The organism is Amphritea pacifica (genome assembly GCF_016924145.1).
GTDB classification, from domain to species: Bacteria; Pseudomonadota; Gammaproteobacteria; order Pseudomonadales; family Balneatricaceae; genus Amphritea; species Amphritea pacifica.
This window is the reverse complement of the sequence record NZ_JAFFZO010000035.1, coordinates 23,638-47,446: the sequence shown is the minus strand read 5'-3', so window position 1 is coordinate 47,446 and position 23,809 is coordinate 23,638. Positions and strand designations below refer to the sequence as shown.

General features: G+C 52.2%; 25 protein-coding genes. 18 read left to right on the top strand and 7 right to left on the bottom strand.

From position 1 onward, the window contains the following. The first annotated feature begins 34 nt into the window (after nucleotides 1-34). From lepA to JW499_RS17825, 10 genes are all read left to right on the top strand, one after another. Entirely contained in the window at nucleotides 35-1,834 is a 1,800-nt protein-coding gene (gene lepA, locus JW499_RS17870; RefSeq protein ID WP_205211862.1) for a translation elongation factor 4, read from the top strand. 11 nt (nucleotides 1,835-1,845) lie between these two features. Beyond that, the gene (gene lepB, locus JW499_RS17865; RefSeq protein WP_205211861.1) at nucleotides 1,846-2,655 is read left to right on the top strand and encodes a signal peptidase I; all 810 of its coding nucleotides are present in this window, start codon (nucleotides 1,846-1,848) and stop codon (nucleotides 2,653-2,655) included. A 21-nt stretch (nucleotides 2,656-2,676) separates the two neighbouring features. Continuing rightward, nucleotides 2,677-3,051, top strand: a complete 375-nt coding sequence (locus JW499_RS17860) for a DUF4845 domain-containing protein (protein WP_205211860.1) — start codon at nucleotides 2,677-2,679, stop codon at nucleotides 3,049-3,051. Next, entirely contained in the window at nucleotides 3,051-3,734 is a 684-nt protein-coding gene (gene rnc / locus JW499_RS17855; protein ID WP_205211870.1) for a ribonuclease III, read from the top strand. Before JW499_RS17860 ends, rnc begins: the two co-directional genes overlap by 1 nt. Next, nucleotides 3,731-4,666, top strand: coding sequence for a GTPase Era (gene era / locus JW499_RS17850; protein ID WP_205211859.1), 936 nt, complete (start codon nucleotides 3,731-3,733; stop codon nucleotides 4,664-4,666). The genes rnc and era overlap by 4 nt, the downstream gene beginning before the upstream one ends. A 13-nt stretch (nucleotides 4,667-4,679) precedes the next feature. Then, nucleotides 4,680-5,396, top strand: coding sequence for a DNA repair protein RecO (gene recO / locus JW499_RS17845; protein WP_205211858.1), 717 nt, complete (start codon nucleotides 4,680-4,682; stop codon nucleotides 5,394-5,396). 114 nt (nucleotides 5,397-5,510) lie between these two features. Next, nucleotides 5,511-6,284, top strand: a complete 774-nt coding sequence (pdxJ, locus tag JW499_RS17840) for a pyridoxine 5'-phosphate synthase (protein WP_205211857.1) — start codon at nucleotides 5,511-5,513, stop codon at nucleotides 6,282-6,284. Next, complete coding sequence (gene acpS / locus JW499_RS17835; RefSeq protein WP_205211856.1) at nucleotides 6,281-6,655, top strand: holo-ACP synthase; 375 nt, start codon at nucleotides 6,281-6,283, stop codon at nucleotides 6,653-6,655. The genes pdxJ and acpS overlap by 4 nt, the downstream gene beginning before the upstream one ends. 151 nt (nucleotides 6,656-6,806) lie before the next feature. Then, nucleotides 6,807-7,703, top strand: coding sequence for a cysteine synthase CysM (gene cysM, locus JW499_RS17830; protein ID WP_205211855.1), 897 nt, complete (start codon nucleotides 6,807-6,809; stop codon nucleotides 7,701-7,703). Nucleotides 7,704-7,856: 153 nt separating this feature from the next. Then, entirely contained in the window at nucleotides 7,857-8,450 is a 594-nt protein-coding gene (locus JW499_RS17825; RefSeq protein ID WP_091357828.1) for a hypothetical protein, read from the top strand. Nucleotides 8,451-8,514: 64 nt separating this feature from the next. Here the strand turns inward: JW499_RS17825 and bioA are convergent, their stop codons facing one another. From bioA to JW499_RS17800, 5 genes are all read right to left on the bottom strand, one after another. Beyond that, nucleotides 8,515-9,807, bottom strand: a complete 1,293-nt coding sequence (gene bioA / locus JW499_RS17820) for an adenosylmethionine--8-amino-7-oxononanoate transaminase (RefSeq protein ID WP_205211854.1) — start codon at nucleotides 9,805-9,807, stop codon at nucleotides 8,515-8,517. An 87-nt stretch (nucleotides 9,808-9,894) separates the two neighbouring features. Beyond that, nucleotides 9,895-10,869 (bottom strand): SLAC1 anion channel family protein, encoded by a 975-nt coding sequence (locus JW499_RS17815; protein WP_205211853.1) that lies wholly within the window; start codon nucleotides 10,867-10,869, stop codon nucleotides 9,895-9,897. Between the two features lie 220 nt (nucleotides 10,870-11,089). Further along, nucleotides 11,090-11,809, bottom strand: a complete 720-nt coding sequence (gene tsaA, locus JW499_RS17810) for a tRNA (N6-threonylcarbamoyladenosine(37)-N6)-methyltransferase TrmO (protein WP_205211852.1) — start codon at nucleotides 11,807-11,809, stop codon at nucleotides 11,090-11,092. 88 nt (nucleotides 11,810-11,897) lie between these two features. Continuing rightward, entirely contained in the window at nucleotides 11,898-13,634 is a 1,737-nt protein-coding gene (locus tag JW499_RS17805) for a Na/Pi cotransporter family protein (protein ID WP_205211851.1), read from the bottom strand. 108 nt (nucleotides 13,635-13,742) lie between these two features. Continuing rightward, nucleotides 13,743-14,459, bottom strand: a complete 717-nt coding sequence (locus JW499_RS17800) for a ComF family protein (protein WP_269814587.1) — start codon at nucleotides 14,457-14,459, stop codon at nucleotides 13,743-13,745. Nucleotides 14,460-14,547: 88 nt separating this feature from the next. On the opposite strand from JW499_RS17800, the gene bioB reads away from it, so the two are divergent. From bioB to JW499_RS17760, 8 genes are all read left to right on the top strand, one after another. Continuing rightward, complete coding sequence (gene bioB / locus JW499_RS17795; RefSeq protein ID WP_205211849.1) at nucleotides 14,548-15,594, top strand: biotin synthase BioB; 1,047 nt, start codon at nucleotides 14,548-14,550, stop codon at nucleotides 15,592-15,594. Between the two features lie 49 nt (nucleotides 15,595-15,643). Next, the gene (gene bioF, locus JW499_RS17790) at nucleotides 15,644-16,813 is read left to right on the top strand and encodes an 8-amino-7-oxononanoate synthase (protein ID WP_205211848.1); all 1,170 of its coding nucleotides are present in this window, start codon (nucleotides 15,644-15,646) and stop codon (nucleotides 16,811-16,813) included. Then, a complete protein-coding gene (locus JW499_RS17785; RefSeq protein WP_232846499.1) occupies nucleotides 16,813-17,577 on the top strand; it encodes an alpha/beta fold hydrolase in 765 nt (254 codons plus the stop codon). Before bioF ends, JW499_RS17785 begins: the two co-directional genes overlap by 1 nt. After that, nucleotides 17,574-18,359 carry a malonyl-ACP O-methyltransferase BioC gene (gene bioC / locus JW499_RS17780; protein WP_205211846.1) on the top strand — a complete coding sequence of 262 codons (786 nt, stop codon included), beginning with the start codon at nucleotides 17,574-17,576 and terminating at the stop codon, nucleotides 18,357-18,359. Before JW499_RS17785 ends, bioC begins: the two co-directional genes overlap by 4 nt. A 5-nt stretch (nucleotides 18,360-18,364) precedes the next feature. Then, nucleotides 18,365-19,057 carry a dethiobiotin synthase gene (gene bioD / locus JW499_RS17775; protein ID WP_091357796.1) on the top strand — a complete coding sequence of 231 codons (693 nt, stop codon included), beginning with the start codon at nucleotides 18,365-18,367 and terminating at the stop codon, nucleotides 19,055-19,057. Nucleotides 19,058-19,174: 117 nt separating this feature from the next. Then, nucleotides 19,175-19,420 (top strand): hypothetical protein, encoded by a 246-nt coding sequence (locus JW499_RS17770; protein ID WP_091357793.1) that lies wholly within the window; start codon nucleotides 19,175-19,177, stop codon nucleotides 19,418-19,420. A 91-nt stretch (nucleotides 19,421-19,511) separates the two neighbouring features. Beyond that, the gene (locus JW499_RS17765; protein WP_205211845.1) at nucleotides 19,512-20,378 is read left to right on the top strand and encodes a putative metalloprotease CJM1_0395 family protein; all 867 of its coding nucleotides are present in this window, start codon (nucleotides 19,512-19,514) and stop codon (nucleotides 20,376-20,378) included. Between the two features lie 207 nt (nucleotides 20,379-20,585). Then, nucleotides 20,586-21,191: a glutathione S-transferase family protein gene (locus JW499_RS17760; protein ID WP_205211844.1), complete on the top strand. Its 606-nt coding sequence runs from the start codon at nucleotides 20,586-20,588 to the stop codon at nucleotides 21,189-21,191. Nucleotides 21,192-21,349: 158 nt separating this feature from the next. Here the strand turns inward: JW499_RS17760 and JW499_RS17755 are convergent, their stop codons facing one another. Further along, complete coding sequence (locus JW499_RS17755) at nucleotides 21,350-23,503, bottom strand: glutamine synthetase III family protein (protein WP_205211843.1); 2,154 nt, start codon at nucleotides 23,501-23,503, stop codon at nucleotides 21,350-21,352. Then, entirely contained in the window at nucleotides 23,490-23,795 is a 306-nt protein-coding gene (locus JW499_RS17750) for a hypothetical protein (protein ID WP_205211842.1), read from the bottom strand. Before JW499_RS17750 ends, JW499_RS17755 begins: the two co-directional genes overlap by 14 nt. Nucleotides 23,796-23,809: the final 14 nt, after the last annotated feature.

The window sequence follows — 23,809 nt, the reverse complement described above, 5'->3', positions numbered from 1 at the left end:
TGCATGGTTAAATTTATTAGCTGGTGATTCCGTAGTGAGTAAGCTCGAACACATCCGTAACTTTTCCATTATTGCCCATATTGACCATGGTAAATCTACCCTGGCCGATCGCTTTATTCAGACCTGTGGCGGGCTGTCAGAGCGTGAGATGGCGCAGCAGGTCCTTGACTCTATGGACCTGGAACGTGAGCGCGGAATCACGATTAAAGCCCAGAGTGTAACGCTAAACTACACCGCTGAGGATGGCAAAATCTATCAGCTCAACTTTATCGACACCCCCGGACACGTTGACTTCAGCTACGAGGTGTCCCGTTCTCTGGCCGCCTGTGAAGGGGCATTGCTGGTTGTGGATGCAGCGCAGGGGGTTGAAGCTCAATCGGTTGCCAACTGTTACACCGCCCTCGAGCAGGGACTGGAGGTATTGCCCATTCTGAATAAGATGGACCTCCCCCAGGCAGAACCTGAGCGGGTACGGACAGAGATTGAGGAAGTGATCGGTATTGAGGCCGACAATGCGGTTGCCTGTAGCGCCAAAAGTGGCATGGGTATCAATGATGTTCTCGAAGCTCTGGTCAAGTACATCCCTGCGCCGGAAGGTGACCCTGAAGCGCCTTTGCAGGCACTGATTATCGACTCATGGTTTGATAACTACCTGGGCGTGGTCTCGCTGGTGCGGGTAAAGCAGGGCACTCTGCGTAAGAAAGATAAAATTCTGATTAAATCCAACCGCCAGGTTCAACCGGTCGATGGCGTAGGTATCTTTACCCCCAAGCGCACCGAAACCGGTGTACTCCGGGCCGGTGAAGTGGGGTATGTGGTTGCGGGCATCAAAGATATTCACGGTGCGCCGGTGGGCGATACCATCACCCATGCCAAAACCCCCGATGTTGCATCCCTGCCGGGCTTTAAACGGGTTCAGCCGCAGGTATACGCGGGGCTTTTCCCAACCAGTTCCGATGATTATGAAGATTTCCGTGAGGCGCTGGATAAACTGACGCTGAATGATGCTTCATTATTCTTCGAACCCGAATCCTCCGATGCGCTGGGCTTTGGTTTTCGCTGTGGTTTCCTGGGCATGCTGCATATGGAGATTATTCAGGAACGACTGGAACGGGAATACGACCTGGATCTGGTCACCACTGCCCCAACGGTAGTGTATGAACTGCTTCTGACCAATGGTGACGTGGTTAAGATTGATAGCCCCTCCAAATTACCGGATCCGGGCTCAATCAAAGAGATGCGTGAGCCTATTGTTGAAGCCAATATTCTGGTACCACAGGAATACCTGGGACAGGTTATCGGTCTCTGCGTGGAAAAGCGTGGCATACAGAAAAATATGAATTTTGTTGGCAATCAGGTTCAGGTCTCTTATGAACTGCCGATGGCAGAAGTGGTGCTGGACTTTTTTGACCGGCTGAAGTCTGTCAGTCGGGGGTATGCGTCACTGGAGTATAACTTTGTTCGCTTTGAGGCAGCCCAACTGGTACGCCTGGATATTCTGATCAATGGCGAAAAAGTCGATGCTCTGGCAGTTATTCTGCATAAAGATAATGCGCCTTACCGTGGGCGTCTGCTGTGTGAAAAGATGAAAGAGCTGATCCCCCGGCAGATGTTCGATGTTGCCATACAGGCAGCTATCGGCGGCAAGATTATCTCCCGCACCAACGTCAAGGCGTTGCGCAAGAACGTTATCGCCAAGTGTTACGGTGGTGACGTGAGCCGTAAGAAAAAGCTGTTGCAGAAACAGAAAGAAGGTAAGAAACGAATGAAGCAGGTGGGCAGGGTTGAGATTCCTCAGGATGCCTTCCTTGCAGTTTTGAAAGTTGATAGCTAGGACGTAATTGCATGGATTTTGATTTTGCACTGATATTGGTCGTACTGACCTTTCTGGCCGCATTGGGGTGGGTGTATGACCGGGTGGCGCTGGCCGGGCCGCGTAAAGCCCGTATCTCCGCTGCTCAAAGTGCCGGAGGGGGCATACCTGAGGCGACATTGGAGCAACTGAGTAAAGAGAATGGTGTAGTCGATCTGTGTCGTTCACTGTTTCCTGTGCTACTGGTTGTTCTGATTCTTCGCTCATTCATTGTTGAACCGTTTCAGATCCCTTCCGGATCGATGAAACCGACGCTTAAAATTGGTGACTTCATTCTGGTTAACAAGTGGCATTATGGTTTCCGTCTGCCGGTGCTGGGTACTAAGGTGATACCGATGAACACACCACAGCGGGGTGATGTGGTGGTATTTAAGTATCCCAATGACCCGAGTGTGAACTATATCAAACGGGTGGTAGGATTACCGGGTGATCGGGTTGGATATCAGAACAAAACGGTTTATATCAATGGTCAGCCACAATCTCAGACACTTCTGGAGCAACTGCCACCGCAGAACCCGCAATTGCTGCTGATGGATGAGACGCTGGGGAAGGTTTCTCATCAGATCTACCGTGATGTTGCTCCGCCCCGCAGGCCTGCTGAGTGGGTCGTGCCTGAAGGGCAGTACTTTGTGATGGGGGATAACCGGGATAACAGTAACGATAGCCGTTTCTGGGGCTTCGTCCCTGACGAGTTACTGGTCGGTAAGGCATTCGCCGTGTGGATGCACTGGCAGGGCTTCTTTACTCTGCCGGATTTCAGTGATGTACGAACTATCCATTAAAAAGGAAAATTGGGGTCAGTTATGTCAATGCGAAATAAACAGCGAGGCGTGTCATTTTTCTCTCTGATGATCATTCTGATCGTGGCGGGAATCTTTTTTGCAGTAGGGATGAAGCTGTTCCCGGTCTATTGGGATCACAGCCTGGTGACCTCGATGATGGAGGAGCTGGTTGACGAGCCGGAAACGAAGAAAGACTCTCCTACCGAGACCCGTATGAAAATTTCGAAGCGGTTACGTATCAATCAGGTTCATCTGCCGGTGCAGGATGCGATTACCATCGATGTGAAAGAGGGCATAAAGACGCTGACCCTGCAATACAGTGTAACAGTGCCTATGTTTTATAATGTAGATGCTGTGGTGAAATTTCATGAGCAATATGAAGTGATTGTCCGTTGATTATCAAGCCCGCTACCGACCTGGCTAAAAAGCTGGGTTATCAGTTTAAAGATGAGAGTATGATCGAACTGGCTCTCACCCACCGCAGTCACGGGAAACGCAATAATGAACGGCTGGAGTTCCTTGGCGACTCGATCCTTAATTTCGTGATTGCCGAGGCGCTGTATCGGCGTTTTCCCGAAGCCAAAGAGGGGCAGCTCAGCAGGCTGCGGGCGCAGCTGGTTAAAGGGGAAACCCTGGCCGAGCTGGCCCGCGAGATGAAGCTGGGTGATTATCTGCGGCTGGGTTCCGGAGAGCTGAAAAGCGGTGGATACCGACGGGATTCCATTCTTGCCGATGCTGTTGAAGCGATCATCGGTGCGATCTATCTGGACAGTGATATGGAGTGTTGCCGGCCCTATATTCTCAACTGGTATCAGTCACGTCTGGAGCAGACATCCCTGCTGGACACACAAAAAGATTCCAAAACCCGGTTGCAGGAGTTTCTGCAATCACGTCGTGCGCCATTGCCAGACTATGAGCTGTTATCTGTGAGCGGTGAAGCCCATAAACAGACTTTTGAAATTCGCTGTGCTGTGTCTCTGCTGGATCAGCCCACTGAGGGCAAGGGCAGCAGTCGCCGCCAGGCTGAACAGAACGCTGCTAAGAAGGCGCTCGATAAACTGAAGGTAGTGAAAGCATGAGTCGCGATCTGAGTTATCTGTTAGATCAGCCCAACGACAATCAGCGCTGCGGTTTTGTCGCCATTGTCGGTCGCCCGAATGTGGGCAAGTCGACGTTGATGAATAAAATTCTCGGTCAGAAACTGAGTATCACGTCGCGTAAACCTCAGACCACCCGGCATCAGATTGTGGGTATCAAAACCGAAGGTGACATGCAGGCGGTTTATGTCGATACCCCGGGGCTGCATAAAGATCAGGACAAAGCGATCAACCGTTATATGAACAAAGCAGCCAGCTCGGCGCTGCGCGATGTGGATGTCGTGGTGTTTATTATCGACCGGACCGCCTGGACAGATGAGGATGAGATCGTCTTCGAAAAGCTGGGCGGGATTAAGTGCCCGGTGATTCTGGTGATTAACAAAATCGATCAGCTGGATGATAAAGAGTCGCTGTTACCCCATCTGGAAGAGTTGTCCAGAAAGATGGAGTTTCTGGAGATCATTCCGATATCCGCAAGGAACGGCACCAGTGTTGATCGCCTCGAAGCAGTCATCAATGAACAACTGCCGAAAAGTATGCATTTTTACCCGGATGATCAGGTGACTGACCGTAGCTCCCGTTTTCTGGCTGCTGAGCTGGTGCGTGAGAAACTGATGCGCAATCTTGGCGATGAGGTGCCCTACGGAACGACGGTTGAGATTGAAGAGTTTAAGCGCAACGAGCGGGGAATTCTGATTATCAGTGCGTTGATTCTGGTCGAGCGGGAAGGTCAGAAACGGATCGTTATTGGTGATAAAGGCGATAAGATCAAAGGGATCGGCCGGGATGCCCGTTTGGATATGGAAAAGATGTTTGATTCCAGGGTGATGCTCAACCTCTGGGTAAAAGTGCGCAGCAACTGGTCCGATGACGAGCGGGCGCTGCGCAGCCTGGGATATAACGATATAGAGTGATTAAAGGCAGCCGATGAGTTATCAGGTTGAAGCTCAGGCTGCTTATGTCCTGCATACCCGCCCCTACCGCGAAACCAGCCTGCTGGTTGATCTTTTCACCCTGGAACAGGGCCGGGTCAGCGCGGTCGTCAAAGGTGGCCGTAGCCCCCGTTCCCGGATGCGGGCGATGATGCAGCCGTTTACGCCTTTACAGGTCAGCTGGCGTGGTCGCCATGAGCTGAAAACCCTGATTCAGGCAGAAGCGGTGGCGTCTCCCATGTTTCTTAAAGGCAGTGCGCTGATCTGCGGACTCTATGTCAATGAGTTGCTGGAGCGCCTTTTACAACCCTCCGATCCCCACCCCCGGCTCTATGTCTATTATCAGTATGTGTTGAACGAACTGCTGGCAGCCAGCGATATCGAGCTGGCGCTGCGTACGTTTGAACAACAACTGTTGCAACAGCTGGGGTATCAGTTCGATGTTCAGCAATGTATGCCTGAAGTGGTCTATCGCTATGAACCCTCTCAGGGGTTTATCGCTGTGGCTCAGATAACTGAAACACTCAAACCTTTCTGCTTTAGTGGTGAACAGCTGCTTGGCATTGTCGCTGAGCAGTACCATCGCCCAGAGATCCGCCGGGCAGCGAAACGATTGATGCGTCTGGCCCTGGAAACCCTGCTGGGACACAGGCCGTTGCGCAGCCGGGAACTGTTACAGGGATATACGCCAAAGAATCGAGAGCCCGAATGATAAGCATCGGAGATAGAGACTCTGAGAGGGTATCGCCAGACTATTTCTCCGTATGCGATTCTAGTAAGCTCTGTATCTCATAATGTCTGAATTCTTATCTTAAAGAGGTTAACCGTGGTCGAACCAAGTCGTTTACTACTGGGTGTTAATATTGATCATATCGCTACCCTGCGCCAAGCGCGGGGCACCCGTTATCCTGACCCGGTGCAAGCCGCTGCGCTCGCCGAAGAAGCCGGTGCCGATGGCATCACCGTTCATCTGCGGGAGGACCGTCGCCATATCCAGGATCGTGATATCTATCTGTTAGCAGAAACGCTGCAGACGCGGATGAATTTTGAGATGGCGGTGACCGATGAGATGATCGGTATCGCTGAAAAAGTACAGCCGGGGCATGCCTGTCTGGTACCGGAAAAACGTGAAGAGCTGACCACAGAGGGTGGTCTGGATGTGGTGGCGCAACTGACCCGGGTGAAATCGGCCTGTGACCGGCTGGCGGCTGCCGGCGTCGAGGTTTCCCTGTTTATCGATCCGGATAAGGCACAGATTGATGCTACGCTTGCGTGCGATGCACCGGTGATCGAACTGCATACCGGCGCCTATGCTGACGCTGAGAGTGCAGCGGAACAAAAAGCTGAACTGGCGCGAATCAGAGAAGCTGCTGCGTATGCTTTTAGTAAAGGGCTGATCGTCAATGCCGGTCATGGTCTCAATTACCATAATGTTGAGCAGATCGCAGAGATTCCAGAGATCAACGAACTGAATATCGGCCATGGCATTATCGCCCGGGCGGTGTTTGTTGGCCTGAAAGAGGCGATCGCGGAGATGCGTCGTCTGATGATGGAGACTCAGGTGCGGGTGCAATCCCTGCGGGACGCGGTGCGCCGATGATTATCGGCATAGGCACCGATCTGCTGGATATCCGCCGTATTGGCAAGGCGCTGGAACGAACTCCGCGACTTGCCGAGCGGATTCTGACACCACAGGAGCTGGAACAGTTTCACCGTGCCACCCAGCCAGTTAATTTTCTCGCCAAACGTTTTGCGGCCAAAGAGGCGGCGGTAAAAGCACTGGGAACCGGTATCGGCCGGGGTATCAGCTGGCAACATTTTAATATCGTCTACGATACATCAGGTCGTCCAATGCTGGAGCTGAATGGTGGTGCGCTGGAGAAGGCCGGATTGCTGGGTGTGCGACAGATTCACCTCTCTTACAGTGATGAAACCGATCATATCGTTGCGTTTGCGGTGGCCGAAGGCTGATCCCCTCTTTTTCTCTGGTATGCGTTTTGCAATATTGTGCTTTTCAGTAACTCATTTTACTATGCTTGTTATCAATATATGGAATATAAGATCGAATTTTAATATCCATAAATTATAAGCATATGCTGAAACAGGGCTAAAAGTGGAATATATGAAGTCAGATTTTCCAACCATCGAAGATTATGTCGGAAACACGCCATTAGTGCGCCTGCAGCGGCTCGACGCTGGCCGCGGCAATACGGTGCTCTGTAAGCTGGAAGGAAATAACCCAGCGGGTTCGGTCAAAGACCGTCCGGCGCTGAGCATGATTCAACTGGCTGAACAGCGGGGCCTGATAAAGCCCGGTGATACCCTGATCGAAGCAACCTCCGGAAATACTGGCATCGCTCTGGCGATGGCGGCGGCGATCAAGGGCTACAAGATGATACTGATCATGCCGGATAACAGCAGTGAGGAGCGCAAAACCTCGATGACTGCTTATGGTGCAGAGCTGATTCCGGTGACCAAAGAGCAGGGGATGGAGGGCGCCCGTGATCTGGCGCTGCAGATGCAGGCCGAAGGCAAAGGGGTTGTGCTTGATCAGTTTGCCAATCAGGATAATCCTGAAGCGCACTATCGTGGAACCGGGCCGGAGTTGTGGCAGCAGACCGATGGACGGATTACCCATTTTGTCAGCTCTATGGGTACCACAGGAACGATTATGGGCACCTCCCGTTATCTCAAAGAGCAAAATCCGGCGATTCAGATTGTTGGTTTACAGCCAGCCGAAGGGGCGGCAATACCCGGTATCCGGCGCTGGCCAGAGGCGTATCTGCCAAAGATCTTTGATGCCTCCCGGGTGGATCGGGTGATCGATATCACTCAGGATGAAGCCGAACAAACGATGCGCGCCCTGGCCCGTGAGGAAGGTATCTTCTGCGGTGTTTCTTCCGGTGGTGCAGTTGCCGGGGCGTTACGCTTAGCCCGGGAAGTGGAAAACGCCATCATCGTGTGTATTATCTGTGACCGGGGTGATCGCTACCTGTCTACCGGTGTATTCAGCGGTTAACCCTATTGTTTGTTATCGGCAGTGACTCTGAGAAGCTCTGGCAATTGCCGGAGCTTTTTTATTGGCTGGCAAGTTTGTCAGAGGCGTCTAGACTTTGCTGGTATAAATTCGTTTTGTAAATGCCTATATAACAGTCAGATAAGCGATTTCAATATGAGCACCATAGCGCGTCAGGAATACCTGCAGCAGATTACCCAGCGACTGGTTCTGTTTACCGGCGTTGTGCTGACTATTTTATCCCTTACCCTGTATGGTTTTATCCGGCGTTCCTCCTGTGAGTTGCCGGATAGCTGCGAGCCGAGGTCTTATCTGGTGGTGCTGGTATTTGTAACCGGTCTGTTGGGTGGTTTTGTCAGCATTCAACAGCGTTTACCCTCTATCGCCCTCGATGAGCTGAAAGTACTGGCGGGTTCCTGGATATCGATCACACTGATACCGATAAACGGGGGGATCTTTGCCATCGTACTGATGCTGATGTTTGTCGGCCATATTGTTCAGGGGGCGCTTTTTCCGGCCTATCCCGCGCCGGGAGACTTTGTGATCAATGACGCGGAATCGTTCAATCGCTGGATAACCGGCGCTTACCCGGTGGATGGGGTGGAGGTGGCCAAGCTGCTGTTCTGGTCGTTTGTTGCAGGTTTCAGTGAGCGTCTGGTGCCGCAGATCATCAGACGCACATCGGATGAGTTAATGGCTGAGAAGAGGGAGGGCGAAAAAGAGGTTAATAAGCCCGAAAAAGAGCAGTAAAACCCGTTAATCAATACTCAGTGATTCCCGGGTTTATCACATTGCTCAGGTAGAGGGGGGTGTTTTACTTTTCAGAATATTCCCTGATGACATCACACATGCCAGACGTCAGTGTCTGCAGATCCTCATCGGACATCACATAGGGTGGCATGACATAAACCAGCTTACCAAACGGACGTATCCAGATCCCCCGGGCAACAAACAGTGGCTGAATATCCGCAGTCACGACTGGTTGCTTCATCTCTACGACACCGATCGCCCCAAGACAACGGACTTCAGCCACAGAGTCCAGTTCAGCCAGGGGGGCCAGACCCTGTTTCAGTTGTTGTTCGATCCGGGCAATATTGCTTTGCCAGTCCGATTCGCGCAACAGTTTCAGGCTGGCGTTAGCCACCGCACAGGCCAGCGGATTGCCCATGAATGTCGGGCCATGCATAAAGCAGCCGGCACCACCGGCAGAGATGGTTTCGCCAATCCGGGTGGTGGTCAGGGTGGCGGCCAGGGTCATGTAGCCACCGGTAATCGCTTTGCCGAGACAGAGGATATCCGGTGAAATCCCTGCATGGTCACAGGCAAACAGCTTACCGCTGCGGCCAAAACCGGTGGCAATTTCGTCGGCGATCAGCAGCAGATCATAATCATCACAGAGCTGGCGTGCTTTTTTCAGATACTCGGGATGGTAAAAACTCATCCCCCCAGCGCCCTGAACAATCGGTTCCAGGATCAGTGCGGCGATCTCGCCATGATGTTTAACAATCAGTCCTTCCAGTTCAGCGCAATCATTTTCATCCCAGGTCTGGCTATACCTGACTTGAGGGGCTGGGGCGAAAAACTGCTGCGGTAGCACGCCGCTGAATATCTCATGCATTCCGGTGACCGGATCACACACGGACATCGCGCCGAAAGTATCGCCATGATAACCGTTGCGAATAGTGAGCAGCTTATGTTTTTCAGGTTTGCCTTTGGCGTGCCAGTACTGAATCGCCATCTTCAGGGCAACTTCAACGGCAACCGAGCCGGAATCGGCCAGAAAAGCTTTTTGCAGCGGTTCAGCCGTCATCTCCACTAACTGACGGCAGAGCTCTATCGCCGGCTCATGGGTCAGTCCACCAAACATCACATGGGATACCTTGTCGATCTGAGCATGAGCCGCTGCATTCAGGGTTGGGTTGCTATAGCCATGAATCACCGACCACCAGGAGGCCATACCATCGATCAGCTGTGTGCCATCGGCCAGTGTCAGCCGGACGCCCTCAGCAGAGATCACGGGATACGCAGCCGGAGGGTTGATCATCGACGAGTAGGGATGCCAGATATGTTGCTGGTCAAAAAGGATCTGCTCACTGGATATACTCATATGGATGTCCTGAAAAAGAAAGTTGTGGCCTGAATCAAAAACCGGGCTATTACAGCCCGGTTTTAAGCAGAATGCAAACCCGCCTGCTTATTCCGGCAGGCAGATCTCGTGACGAATCACCGCCAGTAGTGTACGCAGGAATAGCAGGACGATAATCACAGTGGCAAGACTCACCAGTAGCAGCGCCAGGTAGTAGTAAAAAGGTTGCCCCAGTGTGACATACATCAGCTGTGCAGCAATAGCGGATGCTGCCAGTGGGAAAGAGTAGGCCCACCATGAGAGAAAGAACCTGATTCGCGTGAAGCGGGGCAGTTGGCTGAGCAGTAGGACAATCAGAAACATAGCTGCATAGAACAGGATGCGGGCAAAATTATCCAGTTCCCCGTTGAGTTTCATATAGGAGACAAACCCGACAGCGGGGGGGGCTATCAGTATAAACATTGTGGGCAGTAATTTTTCCGGCATCGGATCATGGAACATCATCCGGTTCAGCACCAGAGTCTTCAGTACAATCCAGTAGAGGATACCGATCGAGAAAAAGAACCAGCTAAGTTCGGTATAGCCATGTTCGACGCCAGCAATCGGCACCAGAATGTTACCGACAATGGGAATGAACCAGGACGGTGTCATATGGATCACCTGGAACTTGATGTGGTGAATCCACTGGTTCAATACATAAACGGTCAGAATCAGTTGCAGGGCTGCGCCGGTACTCCAGAGTACAAATGACAGGTCCTCAGATATGCCCAGCGTTGCTATACTCAGCAGAATCATATTGATACTGAATGCAGGAAAAAAACTGAGCTTGATCGGATGCTGAAACTCTTCGATGACTGCCGGTGTTTTCAGTATGATTTTCATCAGATAGATCAATGTCAGAATCAGAAACAGACAGGCTGTCAGGGTCAGTAGAAGTTGGCCGATGATGGCAGGAGCTGCAAACACCGTACTTGCTTTTTCCCACACCAGTGTCAGTCCGGTCATACCCATAATCATTGCAAAGAAGGTGATAGGAAAGTGCTTCAGCTTTGATGCTGAAGTCTGCTCTGGCATGTTGTTCATATAATGAAGTCTCGATGACGGGCTTAAAATTAGAAGTTTCTAATATATTAAGTTATTCAAAATCCAAAATCGAATTAATTTTTTTCTGTCTTTCAGTCCTGTTTCAGATTGCAATCTTATAGAGGGTATAACTTCAAAGGGGCTCTCGGGTAGGTTTATTTTGTACCCTTTTTTAGCAGCGCTTAGCGCTGCTTTTTTCGTCTTTCATCTGAGCGGAGTGTTAAGACTGATCAATGGAGATGTCACTCACCTGAACCTCAGCGTCACTGATTGTCCAGCGAATATTAAGGTCATGCAGACGGATGCCATACTCCCGTTGTTGCGGGTTGTTTTTGTGATAAGCGGGGCGGGGGTCACACAACAACACCTCTTCAATCTGTTGTTGCAGCGGCTGCTTTAACCGGGCGCTATGTTGCTCCAGCGCGATACTGGCTGGCAGGGAATATGTGACCGGAAGATCCAGCGTTTCGATCTGGCTGGCCAGCTCGAAACTGGCATCCCCGATGATGTCGGCATAGGGCAGATAGGGCTTAATATCAATGATCGGTGTCTGATCCAGCAGATCCGCACCACTGACATCGATAAACACGCTGGTCTCTTCAATGCGTATTCCATCTAATTTCACCGGCGATAAGCCCACCGGGTTGGGCCGGAAAGGGGATCTGGAGGCCAGCACCCCCAGCTTTTCGTTGCCGCCGAGTCTCGGCGGACGTACCAGCGGTGACCAGCCTTTTCCCACGCAGGCGCTGAATATAAACAGCAACCAGATATGGCTGCATTGTTCCAGACCGCGCACCGCATCGGCGCTGTTGTAGGGGGGCAGTAGCTCAATCGTGGCGCGCATCGAACTGGCCAGACCGGGCTGTCGGGGAATACCAAATTTTTCTTTATAGCCGCTGTGGATAACCGCTATCGGTTCGAACGTAATGGTGGAGTTCATTTTCAGAAATCATCTGCCGGTGGAAAACGGTTGCCCGATCAATGCTGTGATCGGGCATGGGTGTATAACGGTTATTGTGCCCGCTATTCTAACTGGCTGTCACCGGTTGATCTGCAGACTTGCTGGTTTTTTTATCCTCTGGCTCTGCTTCAGTGATCGAAGTGTCCGATCCCTCTGCAGGTTCTGACTCTTCTGCATGGTGGATGATCGGCGAGCGGTGTTCAACCGGGCTCAGACTGCTCCAGTAACGGGAACTTTTCTCTGCCTGCAGTCCGAGCCGGTGGATATGGCTGAGTGAATCCAGCAGATTAGTGCCTTCGTCAGGACTGAGGCGTCCCTCGATCATCGCTTCAAGAATATGTTGTTTGATCTTTTGATATTTCTTTTCCAGTTTGAACAGAACTTTACGGGTATCGGCGGAGGATTGGTATGCCTCATCGTCAATCACCGCCGCATCCAGCATCTTATTGGTGATCTTCTTCAGCTCATAGATATCTTTCTGAGTGTTGCTGTCACTGATCAGATCAAAGCGTTCGCTGTATTCAACAATCAGCCCGGAAAGTCGGGCCATCTCATTAAAATAGCGGGCGACCCGCATCGCGCTGGGCAAGATTTGTGAGATCTCTTCACTGAGCGGCTGTTGCCCCAGTTTCTGACTGAATGTACCGATTTCGATAATCAGCTTATTGATAATCAGCGACTGCGATCTGATATGCGGACTATCCGATAGCTCTGCGCTAAGGGACTGCTTTGCAAGGGTGGATGCCATACGGCTGACACGGCTTAACTCCCGGGTCATCGCTTCAATGGCCAGGGGCGGGGTTTCGAGTATATTTTTATCCAGAAAGCGGGCTTTGGCCTGGTCTTCATCGCCACGGCGGAAACGGGTCTCCAGAAACGCCACCATCGGCGTGGTGACAGGCCACATAATGATCACCCCAACCACATTGAACAGGGTGTGAAACAGCGCCAGCAGGATCACCATATCGACAGTCTGGTTGAGGTTTGAACGGTTGATAACCCCCGCCAGACTGATCAGTAGCAGCAGGCCAACCGCGCCGGTTATCAGGTTGAAGAAAACATGGGCACAGGCGATCCGTTTGGCGTTGGAGGTTGCACCGATAACGGAGAGCGCTGCGGTGGACGTGGTTCCCAGGTTTGCTCCGATCACCAAAGCGCCTGCGGCGGCCAGAGGAATAGCCCCCGTTGATGCCATGGAAAGTGTGATTGCCATCGCCGCACTGGATGACTGAATCAGCACGGTCATAACAAAGCCCGCCAGAACAAACAGCGCCAGTCCATAACTGGTCGCACCGATCGCTTCAAAAGGGATGCTGTTTTCCAGTCCATGAAAGGTGCCTTTGAGAAACGAGAGACCAATAAAAAACAGTCCAAATCCCGTCAGGCTGGTGCCCATATGCGCATAGCGTTTTTCGCCGCCGATGAGTGACATCACCACCCCAAGACCGATCATTGGCAGGGCAAAAGCGCTGATTTTAAAATTAAAACCGATGGTGGCAACCAGCCAGCCGGTCATGGTGGTGCCGATATTACAGCCATAGATGACGGCCACGGATTGGCCCAGATTCAATAAGCCTGCGTTGACAAAACCGATGGTGGCAACGGTTACTGCGCTGGATGACTGCACCAGCGCGGTAATTGCAGTACCGGATATCAGCCCCCGGATTCGTGATCGGGTAGCCGCTTCAAGGGCTTTACGAAGTGTCTGGCCGGCGGCTCGTTTAAGACCGTTGGTCATCAGTTGCATACCGAGCAGAAAGAGGCCCAGGCCTCCGATCAGGTCACCAATATTGCTCAGATCCATTGCGGACTCCTTACGGCAGCATAACCGGCAAGGTTGTTATTTTTTTAATGTTATAACTGGAAACAGATAAACATAAGGTTTTGATTAAGCAATAATAAAAGCCCTATTTCAGTATAAATGCAACTCTTTTGCGGTGCGCGCGATGATCCAGATATATACCCGCTGGCAACCTGCCGCTTTGAGTTCCCGACTAATCTCAGCGGCTGTTGTACCAGTGGTCATCACATCGTCGACGATTGCGATAGAGGAGGGGGGCGAGCCACAGCACTGAAAGCTGTTGCGCAGGTTTTTCCGGCGGGCTTTACGATCCAGTTCAGCCTGATGTGGCGTGTTTTCTGTCTTGATCAGCAGGCGGTTGCTAAAGGGAATGTCCAGATTTCGGGCGATTTTCTTAGCCAGCAGCGCTGCCTGATTATACTGTCTTTGCTGTAACCGTTTGGGGTGCAGGGGGACCGGAATAACCAGTTCTGGCAGGGGCGTGTTCTGCAGCTGCAGACTGAGCAATTCAGCCAATGGGTTCAGCAGATGAGGCTGATGATTGAACTTAGCCAGTTGAATCAGCTGATCAATAGGAAAACGGTATTCAAAGGGGGTTATCACCTGTTCAAACGGTGGCGGTTTTTTCTGGCATTGAGCACAGATGAGATGCGGCAGCTGTGCGTTGCTAAGCGGATTGGCGCAACGCTGACAGGCATTGCCGATCCAGGGGAGGTCAGTCAGGCAGTCATCGCAGATGCGGGTTTGCGAAATGGTCTGCTGACGACACAAGATACAATGTCTGGTTAGGTTGAATTTTAACCAGTTGTTTTTCGATTTTGCAAACATAGGTTGACAGATCCTTCTGTCAGATTAAAATTAGCCTTTCATTAAATCCCTTTCTTTGCGATCTAATCAATACAGGATATACACGGCGATGCAACAACACCAGACAGAGATCCGACACGACTGGAGCGAGCAGGAAGTACAGGCGCTGTTCGATCTGCCATTCAACGACCTGTTGTTTCAGGCTCAACTGGTGCATCGTCAGAACTTCAATCCCAATGAAGTGCAGGTGAGCACTCTGCTGTCGATTAAAACGGGCGCCTGCCCTGAAGACTGTAAGTACTGCCCGCAGAGTGGCCACTACAATACCGGTCTTGAGAAAGAGCGACTGATGCAGGTTGAAGTGGTGCTGGAAAAGGCGAAGAAAGCTAAAGAAACCGGTTCAACCCGCTTCTGTATGGGGGCTGCCTGGAAACATCCGGCCGATAAAGATATGCCCTATGTGATCGAGATGGTTAAAGGGGTGAAAGCGCTGGGACTGGAAACCTGTATGACCCTGGGGATGCTGGATGAAGATAAGGCCGGTCAACTGGCGGAAGCCGGGCTGGATTACTACAACCATAACCTGGATACGTCGCCAGAGTTTTACGACAAAATCATTACCACCCGCACCTATCAGGACCGCCTTGATACCCTGCACCATGTGCGCGAGTCCGGTATGAAAATCTGTTCCGGTGGTATTCTGGGGATGGGTGAAACGGCCAATGATCGCATCGGTCTGTTGCGCCAGTTGGCGAATTTGCCAACTCAGCCGGAAAGTGTGCCGATCAATATGCTGGTAAAAGTTAAAGGCACACCGCTGGAAAATGCGGATGATCTGGATAATCTGGACTTTATCCGTACCATTGCCGTGGCCCGTATCATGATGCCCAAGTCCCATGTTCGTCTGTCTGCCGGGCGTGAAAGCATGAGTGATGAGATGCAGGCGATGACCTTTATGGCCGGTGCCAACTCGATCTTCTATGGTGAATGTCTGCTGACCACGCCGAATCCGGAAACCCATCGTGACCTGCAGCTGTTTAAACGCCTGGGGATCAACCCTGAACAACGGATTTCCGAAACGGATGAGACTCAGGAGCAGGCGATCATCAGCAATCTGCAAAAACAGAAAGATGAGTCGTTTTTCTACGAAGCCTGATTCTCTCTACCCGCCGGGCTGTCACTGACAGCCCAACAAGGATCTGACCATGTCTTTTGATCAGTTGGGCGCTGAACTGCAGGCGCGTAAAAAACAGTCTCTCTACCGTCAGCGTCGCATTCTACAAAGCCCTCAGGCTCCGGAATTGATTGTGGATGGCAAGGCCTGCCTGGCGTTCTGTTCCAACGACTATCTGGGGCTGGCAAACCACCCAGAGGTGATTGCCGCCCTGAAACAGGGGGCCGACCTCTATGGTGTTGGCGGGGGCGCTTCCCATCTGGTGAATGGTCACAGCCAGGCGCATCATGCGCTGGAAGAGGAGCTGGCCGAGTTTACCGGGCGTCCCCGTGCATTGCTGTTCTCGACCGGTTATATGGCTAATATCGGGGCGGTTAACGCGCTGCTGGATAAACGGGATGCGGTGTTTCAGGACCGGATCAATCATGCTTCGTTGCTGGATGCAGGACTGCTCAGCGGCGCCCGTTTTCAGCGTTTTCTGCATAACGATGCCGATAATCTCGATAACCGCCTGCAACGGACCGAAGCCCGCCGCAAACTGGTAGTCTGTGATGGTGTCTTCAGTATGGATGGTGATCTGGCCGAGCTGCCGGCGATCTGTCAAACCTCCGCTGCCCATAATGCCTGGGTAATGGTCGATGATGCCCACGGTTTTGGCTGTGTCGGTCAACAGGGGCGCGGTACGGTCGATCACTTTGATCTTGGCAGTGATCAGGTACAGGTATTAGTCGGCACACTGGGCAAAGCCTTCGGAACCTCCGGAGCCTTTGTCGCCGGGTCTGAAGAGCTGATAGAAACCCTGATTCAGCATGCCCGCACCTATATCTATACCACCAGTATGTCACCGGCGATCGCCTCGGCAACCCGTGCCAGTCTGAAGCTGCTGCAACAGGACGAGTGGCGTCGGGAAAAACTCAACCACCTGATTCAGCGCTTCCGCAGTGGTTGTGAGCAACTGGGGCTGCCGCTGATGGCCTCGCCGACGCCGATTCAGCCGATTCTGGTGGGTGAGGCTGACCGGGCGATGGCGATCAGTGCGGCACTGGAAGCGAAAGGGATCTTTATCGGCGCTATCCGACCGCCAACGGTGCCTCAGGGGGCCGCCCGGTTAAGGGTCACCCTCAGCGCCAGCCATACCGATGAGCAACTGGACCGGCTGCTGGATGCCCTGTCTGACGTGATGGCCGGATTGGAGGTGTGATGCTTTTTTGTCAACAGCATGGCAATCCTCAGGGGCAACCACTGGTGCTGCTGCATGGCTGGGGGATGCACAGCGGTATCTGGCGGGCCTTGCTGCCGGAGCTTGAAGCAGATTACCAGATTACCGTGATTGACCTGCCGGGACTGGGGTACAGTAACGGTTGCTCACCATCGTCCTATCATCTGGATACGGTCACCGAGCTGTTGGCCGGGGTAGCCCCGGTCTCTGCTTACTGGCTGGGCTGGTCTCTGGGTGGCGTCATCGCTATGGCGTTTGCCCAGCGTTATCCTGAGCGGGTCAATGGGCTTATCACGCTGGGCAGCTGCCCCTGTTTTGTGGCACGTGACGACTGGCCTTTTGGCATGGATGAAGCCACCTATCGTCAGTTCGAACAGGATCTGGCCGCCAATCCGGTAAAAACCCTGCAACGCTTTAATATGCTCCAGGTGCAGGGCAGTAACACCGCCCGCAGCGACCTGAAAACTCTGAAGCAGGTAATCTCAGAGGTACAACCGGCAGCCCCGGCGCTGATCGATTCACTGGCGTTGCTGCGGCACGATTATCGGGATCTGTTTCGCAACACCCGTTTGCCGTTACTGCATCTGTTATGCCAGCTGGATACACTGGCCCCGGCAAGCATGTCTGATGCTCTCAGCGCACTGCAACCGGAGGCCAGAGTCGAAGTGCTGTCAGGATATTCCCATGTGGGGTTTCTATCTGCGCCCGGGCTGCTGGCTGAAAAGATCCGGACCCTGCTGGTATGAGCGCACAGTTTCTCAAGCCTCAGATTGCCGAATCATTCAGTCGGGCGGCGGTGAGTTATGACAGTGTTGCCCAGTTGCAACGACGGATCGGTAACCAGCTCCTGAACCAGATGACCTCAATCTCTGCGGATGTCGTCATGGATCTGGGGTGTGGCACTGGCTATTTTGCGCCGCTGCTGACAGAACTGCTCAGGCCGCAGCAACTGATCTGTCTCGATCTGGCCCAGGGGATGCTTGAATATGCCCGACAGACCCGGGTTACCCCCAACACCCTGTGGCTTTGTGGTGATGCGGAAAATCTGCCGTTGGCGGATAATTCGGTTGAGCTGATTTTTTCCTCTCTGGCGATTCAGTGGTGTGAGGACCTCCCTGCTTTATTCAGTGAGGTCGCCCGGGTGCTGAAGCCTGGCGGGCGCTTTCTGTTCAGTACGTTGGGACCGGATACTCTGTTTGAGTTGCGTGAAGCCTGGTCTGAGGTTGATCAGTATCAGCATGTTAACCGGTTTATCAGCTTTACCGATCTGCAGAGCAGTGCGGAGCCCTATCTGCAACAGCTGAGTCTCAAGGAGATGCAGGAGTTATTGCTGTATGACGAGTTGCGGGGACTGACCTCTGAGCTGAAAGGGATCGGCGCGCACAATATCAGTGCCGGGCGGCAGAGTGGTCTGACAGGAAAGGCACGTATCATGGCTTTTAAGCAGGCCTATGAACAGTTTCGCCGCGCGGACGGTCAGCTACCGGCGACTTATCAGGTGTTTTACGGCGATTTTATGAAGGGATAGGCGAAATGGCTAAACGTACGTTTTTTGTCGCAGGCACCGACACCGATGTAGGTAAAACGCTGATCTCAACCGGCTTGCTGGAAGCGGCTAATCAGCGCGGGCTGTCAACGGTCGCGGTGAAACCGATCGCGGCCGGTTGTGAGCAGACCGAAGCGGGGTTGCGTAACAGTGATGCCCTGCAGCTGCAGCAGGCGGCTTCGATTAAACTGAGCTACGAACAGGTTAACCCGATTTCGCTGGAGCCACCGATTGCACCCCATATTGCCGCCCAGCAAGCGGGACGACGACTGGATGCAGACCGGATTGCGGCGCTGTGTCGCGGTGTTATGATGCAGCCTGCTGATTTTATGGTTATTGAGGGGGCGGGTGGCTGGCGAGTACCGCTGAATCACCGCCAGACGCTCGCTGATGTTCCGAAACTATTGCATACTCCCGTGATTCTGGTCGTGGGGATGAAGCTGGGGTGTATCAGCCATACCCTGCTAACGGTGGAAGCGATTGTCAAAGATGGCTTACGGCTGGCAGGCTGGGTGGCCAACCGGGCAGAGCCGCAGATGAGCTGTTACAGTGAAAATCTGGAAACACTGAAGTCGATGCTGTCCGCCCCCCTCCTGGGCGAAGTACCTCATATTGAGGACATTACTGCTCAGAATGTGGCCAAATATATTGATTTGGCGCCTCTGCTTGCTGATCAATAAATGAACTATGGCGGAATCTGGTTTATACTAGCGCTAAGTGAAATTTTATGACGACAGAATCTGTCGGCCTGACTGAAAGGACGTCAGCAGACTGGCCAATTATTTAGCGGGTGTTTTATGAATGTTACTTCAGCATTGAGTACAGGTGTTCTGGGGATCAACCGGGGGCTTGATGGGGTTCAAAAAGCGGCATCTGATATTGCCGGTGCGGGAAAAACCAATACCCCTGAAGAGGCTACTGGCAAAGATCTCAACGAGTCTCTGGAAAATCTGGCCGTTGAGAAGAATGCCGTGGCGGCCTCCACTAAAGTCGTGCAGTCAGTGGATGAGACCCTGGGTACACTGATCGATATTCGTGCCTGACCGCTATATTGCGTTGCCGGGCTCCGTGTTATCAACAGAGCATTATTTCCAGTAGTAAGGAGTCGGAGATAAAGTACAGGAGGTGAGAGTGATGCAGTTGCAGATAACTGCGAATTCACTAACGCTGAATACAGATCAGTCACTGAGCCGTGCTGGCCGGAATCAATCTGCGGCCACGGGGACACTATTACCCGCCTCTTTATCTGCCACCGCGCCCCTCGAAACCTCACCAGTGTCACCCGTCATCCGATCTGTAGTACCGTCCACTGCCGGTGCCTCCGTCGACCGCGAAACCGCAGAGAAGCAGCCTCTGGGCAATAGATCTGAACCACGCGTTGAATCCGACTCCCCATCACAAACAGACTCGCAGAATGAAGAGCAACAACTGCTGCGTGAGCTGGCAGCCCGTGATCAGGAAGTGCGGCAGCATGAACTGAGTCATGCGGCTGCGGGTGGTCAGTATGCCGGTGCGCCAAGCTTTGAGTACCAACGGGGACCTGACGGCCGCCTCTATGCGGTGGGGGGGGAGGTTAGCATCGATACCTCTCCTGTGCCGAACGATCCTGAAGCGACCCTGGAAAAAGCACAAGTGATTCTCAGGGCGGCGTTGGCGGTGGCCGACCCTTCACCTCAGGATCGGGCAATTGCAGCCCGGGCGGCGGCGATGGCAAACGAAGCACGGGCAGAGCTGGCCAGACAGAATCAGCCATCGGACAACAGCAGTGACAGCCCTCGGGAGGCCGAGAAACTGCGTCAGGAACGCCGCTCTGAAGAGTTGCAGCAACGGATTAAAGATCAGCAGGAGCAGAGTGATACCCGAACCGAAACGCTGCAGGACTTCAGTAAGCAGCTTGAGGCGGTGAATCAGAAGTTTGCTGAAATTAACCAGCGGTTGATCGACGCCGGTGTATTTAAGAAACTCTTTGCCGAGGGGTTCATCTTTGATGAGCGGGCCTGAACAGGGCTGCGATTAAGATAAGTGAGCGTAGCTGTGTTATTTGAAGCACGCAGAGTTTCGTTTACTGTCTTCCCTGAACTTTGTTATCTCTTTTCCAGTCATACCAACAGGCCATCGGCGTTTGCGCTTCGTTAAACTATAAAATAGAGTCGGGCCTTACTGTTTTAAATCCCATCACTTATCTGTTACAGAGCAGGAAATGTATCCATGGCTAACATTAAGGTTACCTATTTTGATATCAATGGCGGCCGGGCAGAGCCCATTCGTCTGGCATTGCACTGCCTAGGGCAGGATTTTGAAGATCATCGCTTTCAGTTCAGCGAGTTTGCAGAGATACGCAAAGGCACGCCTTTTGGACAGGTGCCGGTTGTCGAACTGGATGGCGAGCAGATTACGCAGTCCAATGCGCTCTGCCGTTATTTTGGTAAGCAGGCGGGTCTCTATCCTGAGGATGATTATCAGGCGCTGTTGTGCGATGAAGTGATGGATGTGGTCGAGGATATCAGTCATAAATTATCAGCCACTATGACCATGACCGGAGAAGCGTTGAAAAGCGCGCGCGAGCAGTTAGTGGCACCGCTGACCACCTACCTTAAATGGCTGGCTGCGCGCCTTACAAAACAGGGCGGGGAATATTTTGCCGATAACCGGTTAACCATCGCTGATCTGAAAGTGTTTGTGATGGTTCAGTGGCTGGGGTCTGGCATGCTGGATCATATTCCTACAACACTGGTACAAGATACCGCCCCGGAACTACTTGCTCACCTTAATCGGGTAACCAGTAATTCGAAGATAAAATCCTATTATGGATAGAGCGGGTTCAGCCTGGCAGGAGTGATGCCGTGCCGTTCAAACGCTATTTGATACGGGTACGATAACCACCGCCTGCAACTGAAAATAAAAAAGCACTGGCCTTACGGTCAGTGCTTTTTTCATGCCCCGCGAAAGGGCCGATGAGATCTTTAACGCGGTTATTTAATAAACAGCATCTCACGGTATTTAGGCAGAGGCCACAGGTCATCTGCAACCAGCGTTTCCAGTTTGTCAGCTGCTGTACGTACCTCATCCATCAGACCACGGACTTCGTCAGCCAGGAAGCTCATATGTGTTTCTGTGCTATCAAAGTGTTCTGACTCCAGTGCGGCGTTGAGCTTTTCAACGGAAGCCATCATCGCCGACGCGGTCTCAGCCACGGCACCGGCTGGTGAGTAGTCCAGCTGAATACCGGCAGAGGCGATCTGTGACAGGTATTTGATTGCCGCAGGATAGATCATAGTGGTGGCCATCTCCGCAACCAGCTTGGCTTCAACCTCAATCGACAGCACATACTGCTCAGCATAGACTTCAAAACGACTGGCCAGCTCTACCGGTGTTAATACGCCGGTTTTGGAGAACAGTTCAATCACTTCCGGTGACTTAAATGCTGGCAGTGCGTCAGCTGTGGTCGGAATATTTTGCAAACCGCGTTCTTCTACCGCAGCTTTGTGCCACTCAGCAGAGTAACCGTCACCACCGAATACGACATTACCGTGCAACTCCATCAGCTCTTTCAGAACAGCAAAAACCGCCACCGCTTTGTCTGAGGTTTTACTCAGTTCGGTTTCAAGCTTTTCTGCAATCCACTCCAGAGAGTCAGCCAGCATAGTATTCATTGCGACCAGCGGGCCGGAAACCGACTGAGATGAACCAACCGCGCGGAACTCAAAGCGGTTACCGGTAAAGGCGAAAGGTGAGGTACGGTTACGGTCGCCCGGATCACGTTCAAACTTCAGAATTTGTGATAGTCCCAGATCCATCTGGCCGCCAGTGGTCGGTACATGCAGCTCGCCTGTTTTAATGTTGTCAAACACCTTCTCCAGCTGACTACCGAGATAGACAGACAGGATAGCTGGAGGCGCTTCGTTGGCACCTAAACGGTGATCGTTGGCTGCTGAGGCGATCGCGGCGCGCAGAAGTGGTCCAAATTTGTGCACGCCGCGAATCACTGCACCACAAAAGAGCAAAAAGTTAAGGTTCTCATTAGGCGTGCTGCCTGGGTCAAGCAGGTTACCCTGTGTGGCGTTACCAACAGACCAGTTAACATGCTTACCAGAACCGTTCACACCAGCGAAAGGTTTTTCATGCAGAAGACAGGTAAAGCCATGTTCTTTAGCGGTTTTTTTCAAAAGCGTCATCAGAAGCTGCTGGTGGTCAGAGGCAACATTGGCGGCTTCAAAGTAGGGGGCAATCTCAAACTGTCCGGGTGCAACTTCGTTATGATGAGTCTTGGCCGGAATACCCAAACGGTAGAGTTTATCCTCTAAATCCTGCATAAAGACCTGAACGCGCTCTGGAATTGCACCAAAATAGTGATCATCGAACTGCTGGCCTTTTGCCGGGGGAGCACCGAACAGTGTTCTGCCTGCTAACAGCAGGTCGGGGCGGGCGTTAGCAAACAGCTCGTCGACCAGGAAATATTCCTGCTCGGCACCACAGCTGGAGTTCAGCGGGGCAATCTCAGTTTCGCCCATCAGTGTAAGGACTTTTTTGGCTGCCTTATCCATCGCTGCATTGGCGCGCAGCAGTGGGATCTTCTTATCCAGTGCTTCGCCAGTCCATGACATGAATACGCTTGGGATCATCAGCACAGCGCCGTTTGCGGTATGCATAATATAGGCAGGGCTGGTTGGGTCCCAGGCCGTATAGCCGCGGGCAGCGTTGGTCATACGCAGGCTGCCATTCGGGAAAGAAGAGCCGTCTGGCTCGCCTTTGATCAGTAAACTGCCGGTAAATTCGGTGATTGCGCCGCCATCTGAGTTGGTTACAACAAAACCGTCGTGTTTCTCTGCAGTCGCATTGGTCATTGGATAGAAGATGTGAGAGAAGAACTTGGCGCCTTTAGACATCGCCCAGTCTTTCATCGCAGCAGCAACAACGTCAGCAACGGCAGGGTCCAGCTCGGCACCGGTTTGTACCGTTTTCTTAATCGCTTTAAAGGCAGATTTTGAAAGGGATTCTTCCATCTGCTGTAAGCCAAATACATCGCACGCCCAGATCTCTTTTAGTGGAGCTGTCATTTCAGCTGCAAAAGGGTTGGCTCTGGTGATTTCATAGACTGCTTTAACGCGAGATTCATTTCCGCTCATTTACTACCCCTGGATATCCAAAATATTCTGGTGGACTATGGTTACTGCGGTCATGGAAACCCGGGTCACCAATAGCTGACAAGCTATTGGTTTTTATTACAGCAATAATCGAACCAGTTTTATCCGTATTGGCTAATTTATACTGCGGCAGGGAGTAAAAATTATAATCGTCTGTTTCTTGATCTGTTGCGGTTCGTTTGTCGCTCAAAGAGAGTAGATTTAAGAGGTGGTAAAAACTGATCGGCGTTGTATGAGAATGCAGCGTAGAGCAGTTATTCGAAACATAATTCATACTGTAGAGGCTTA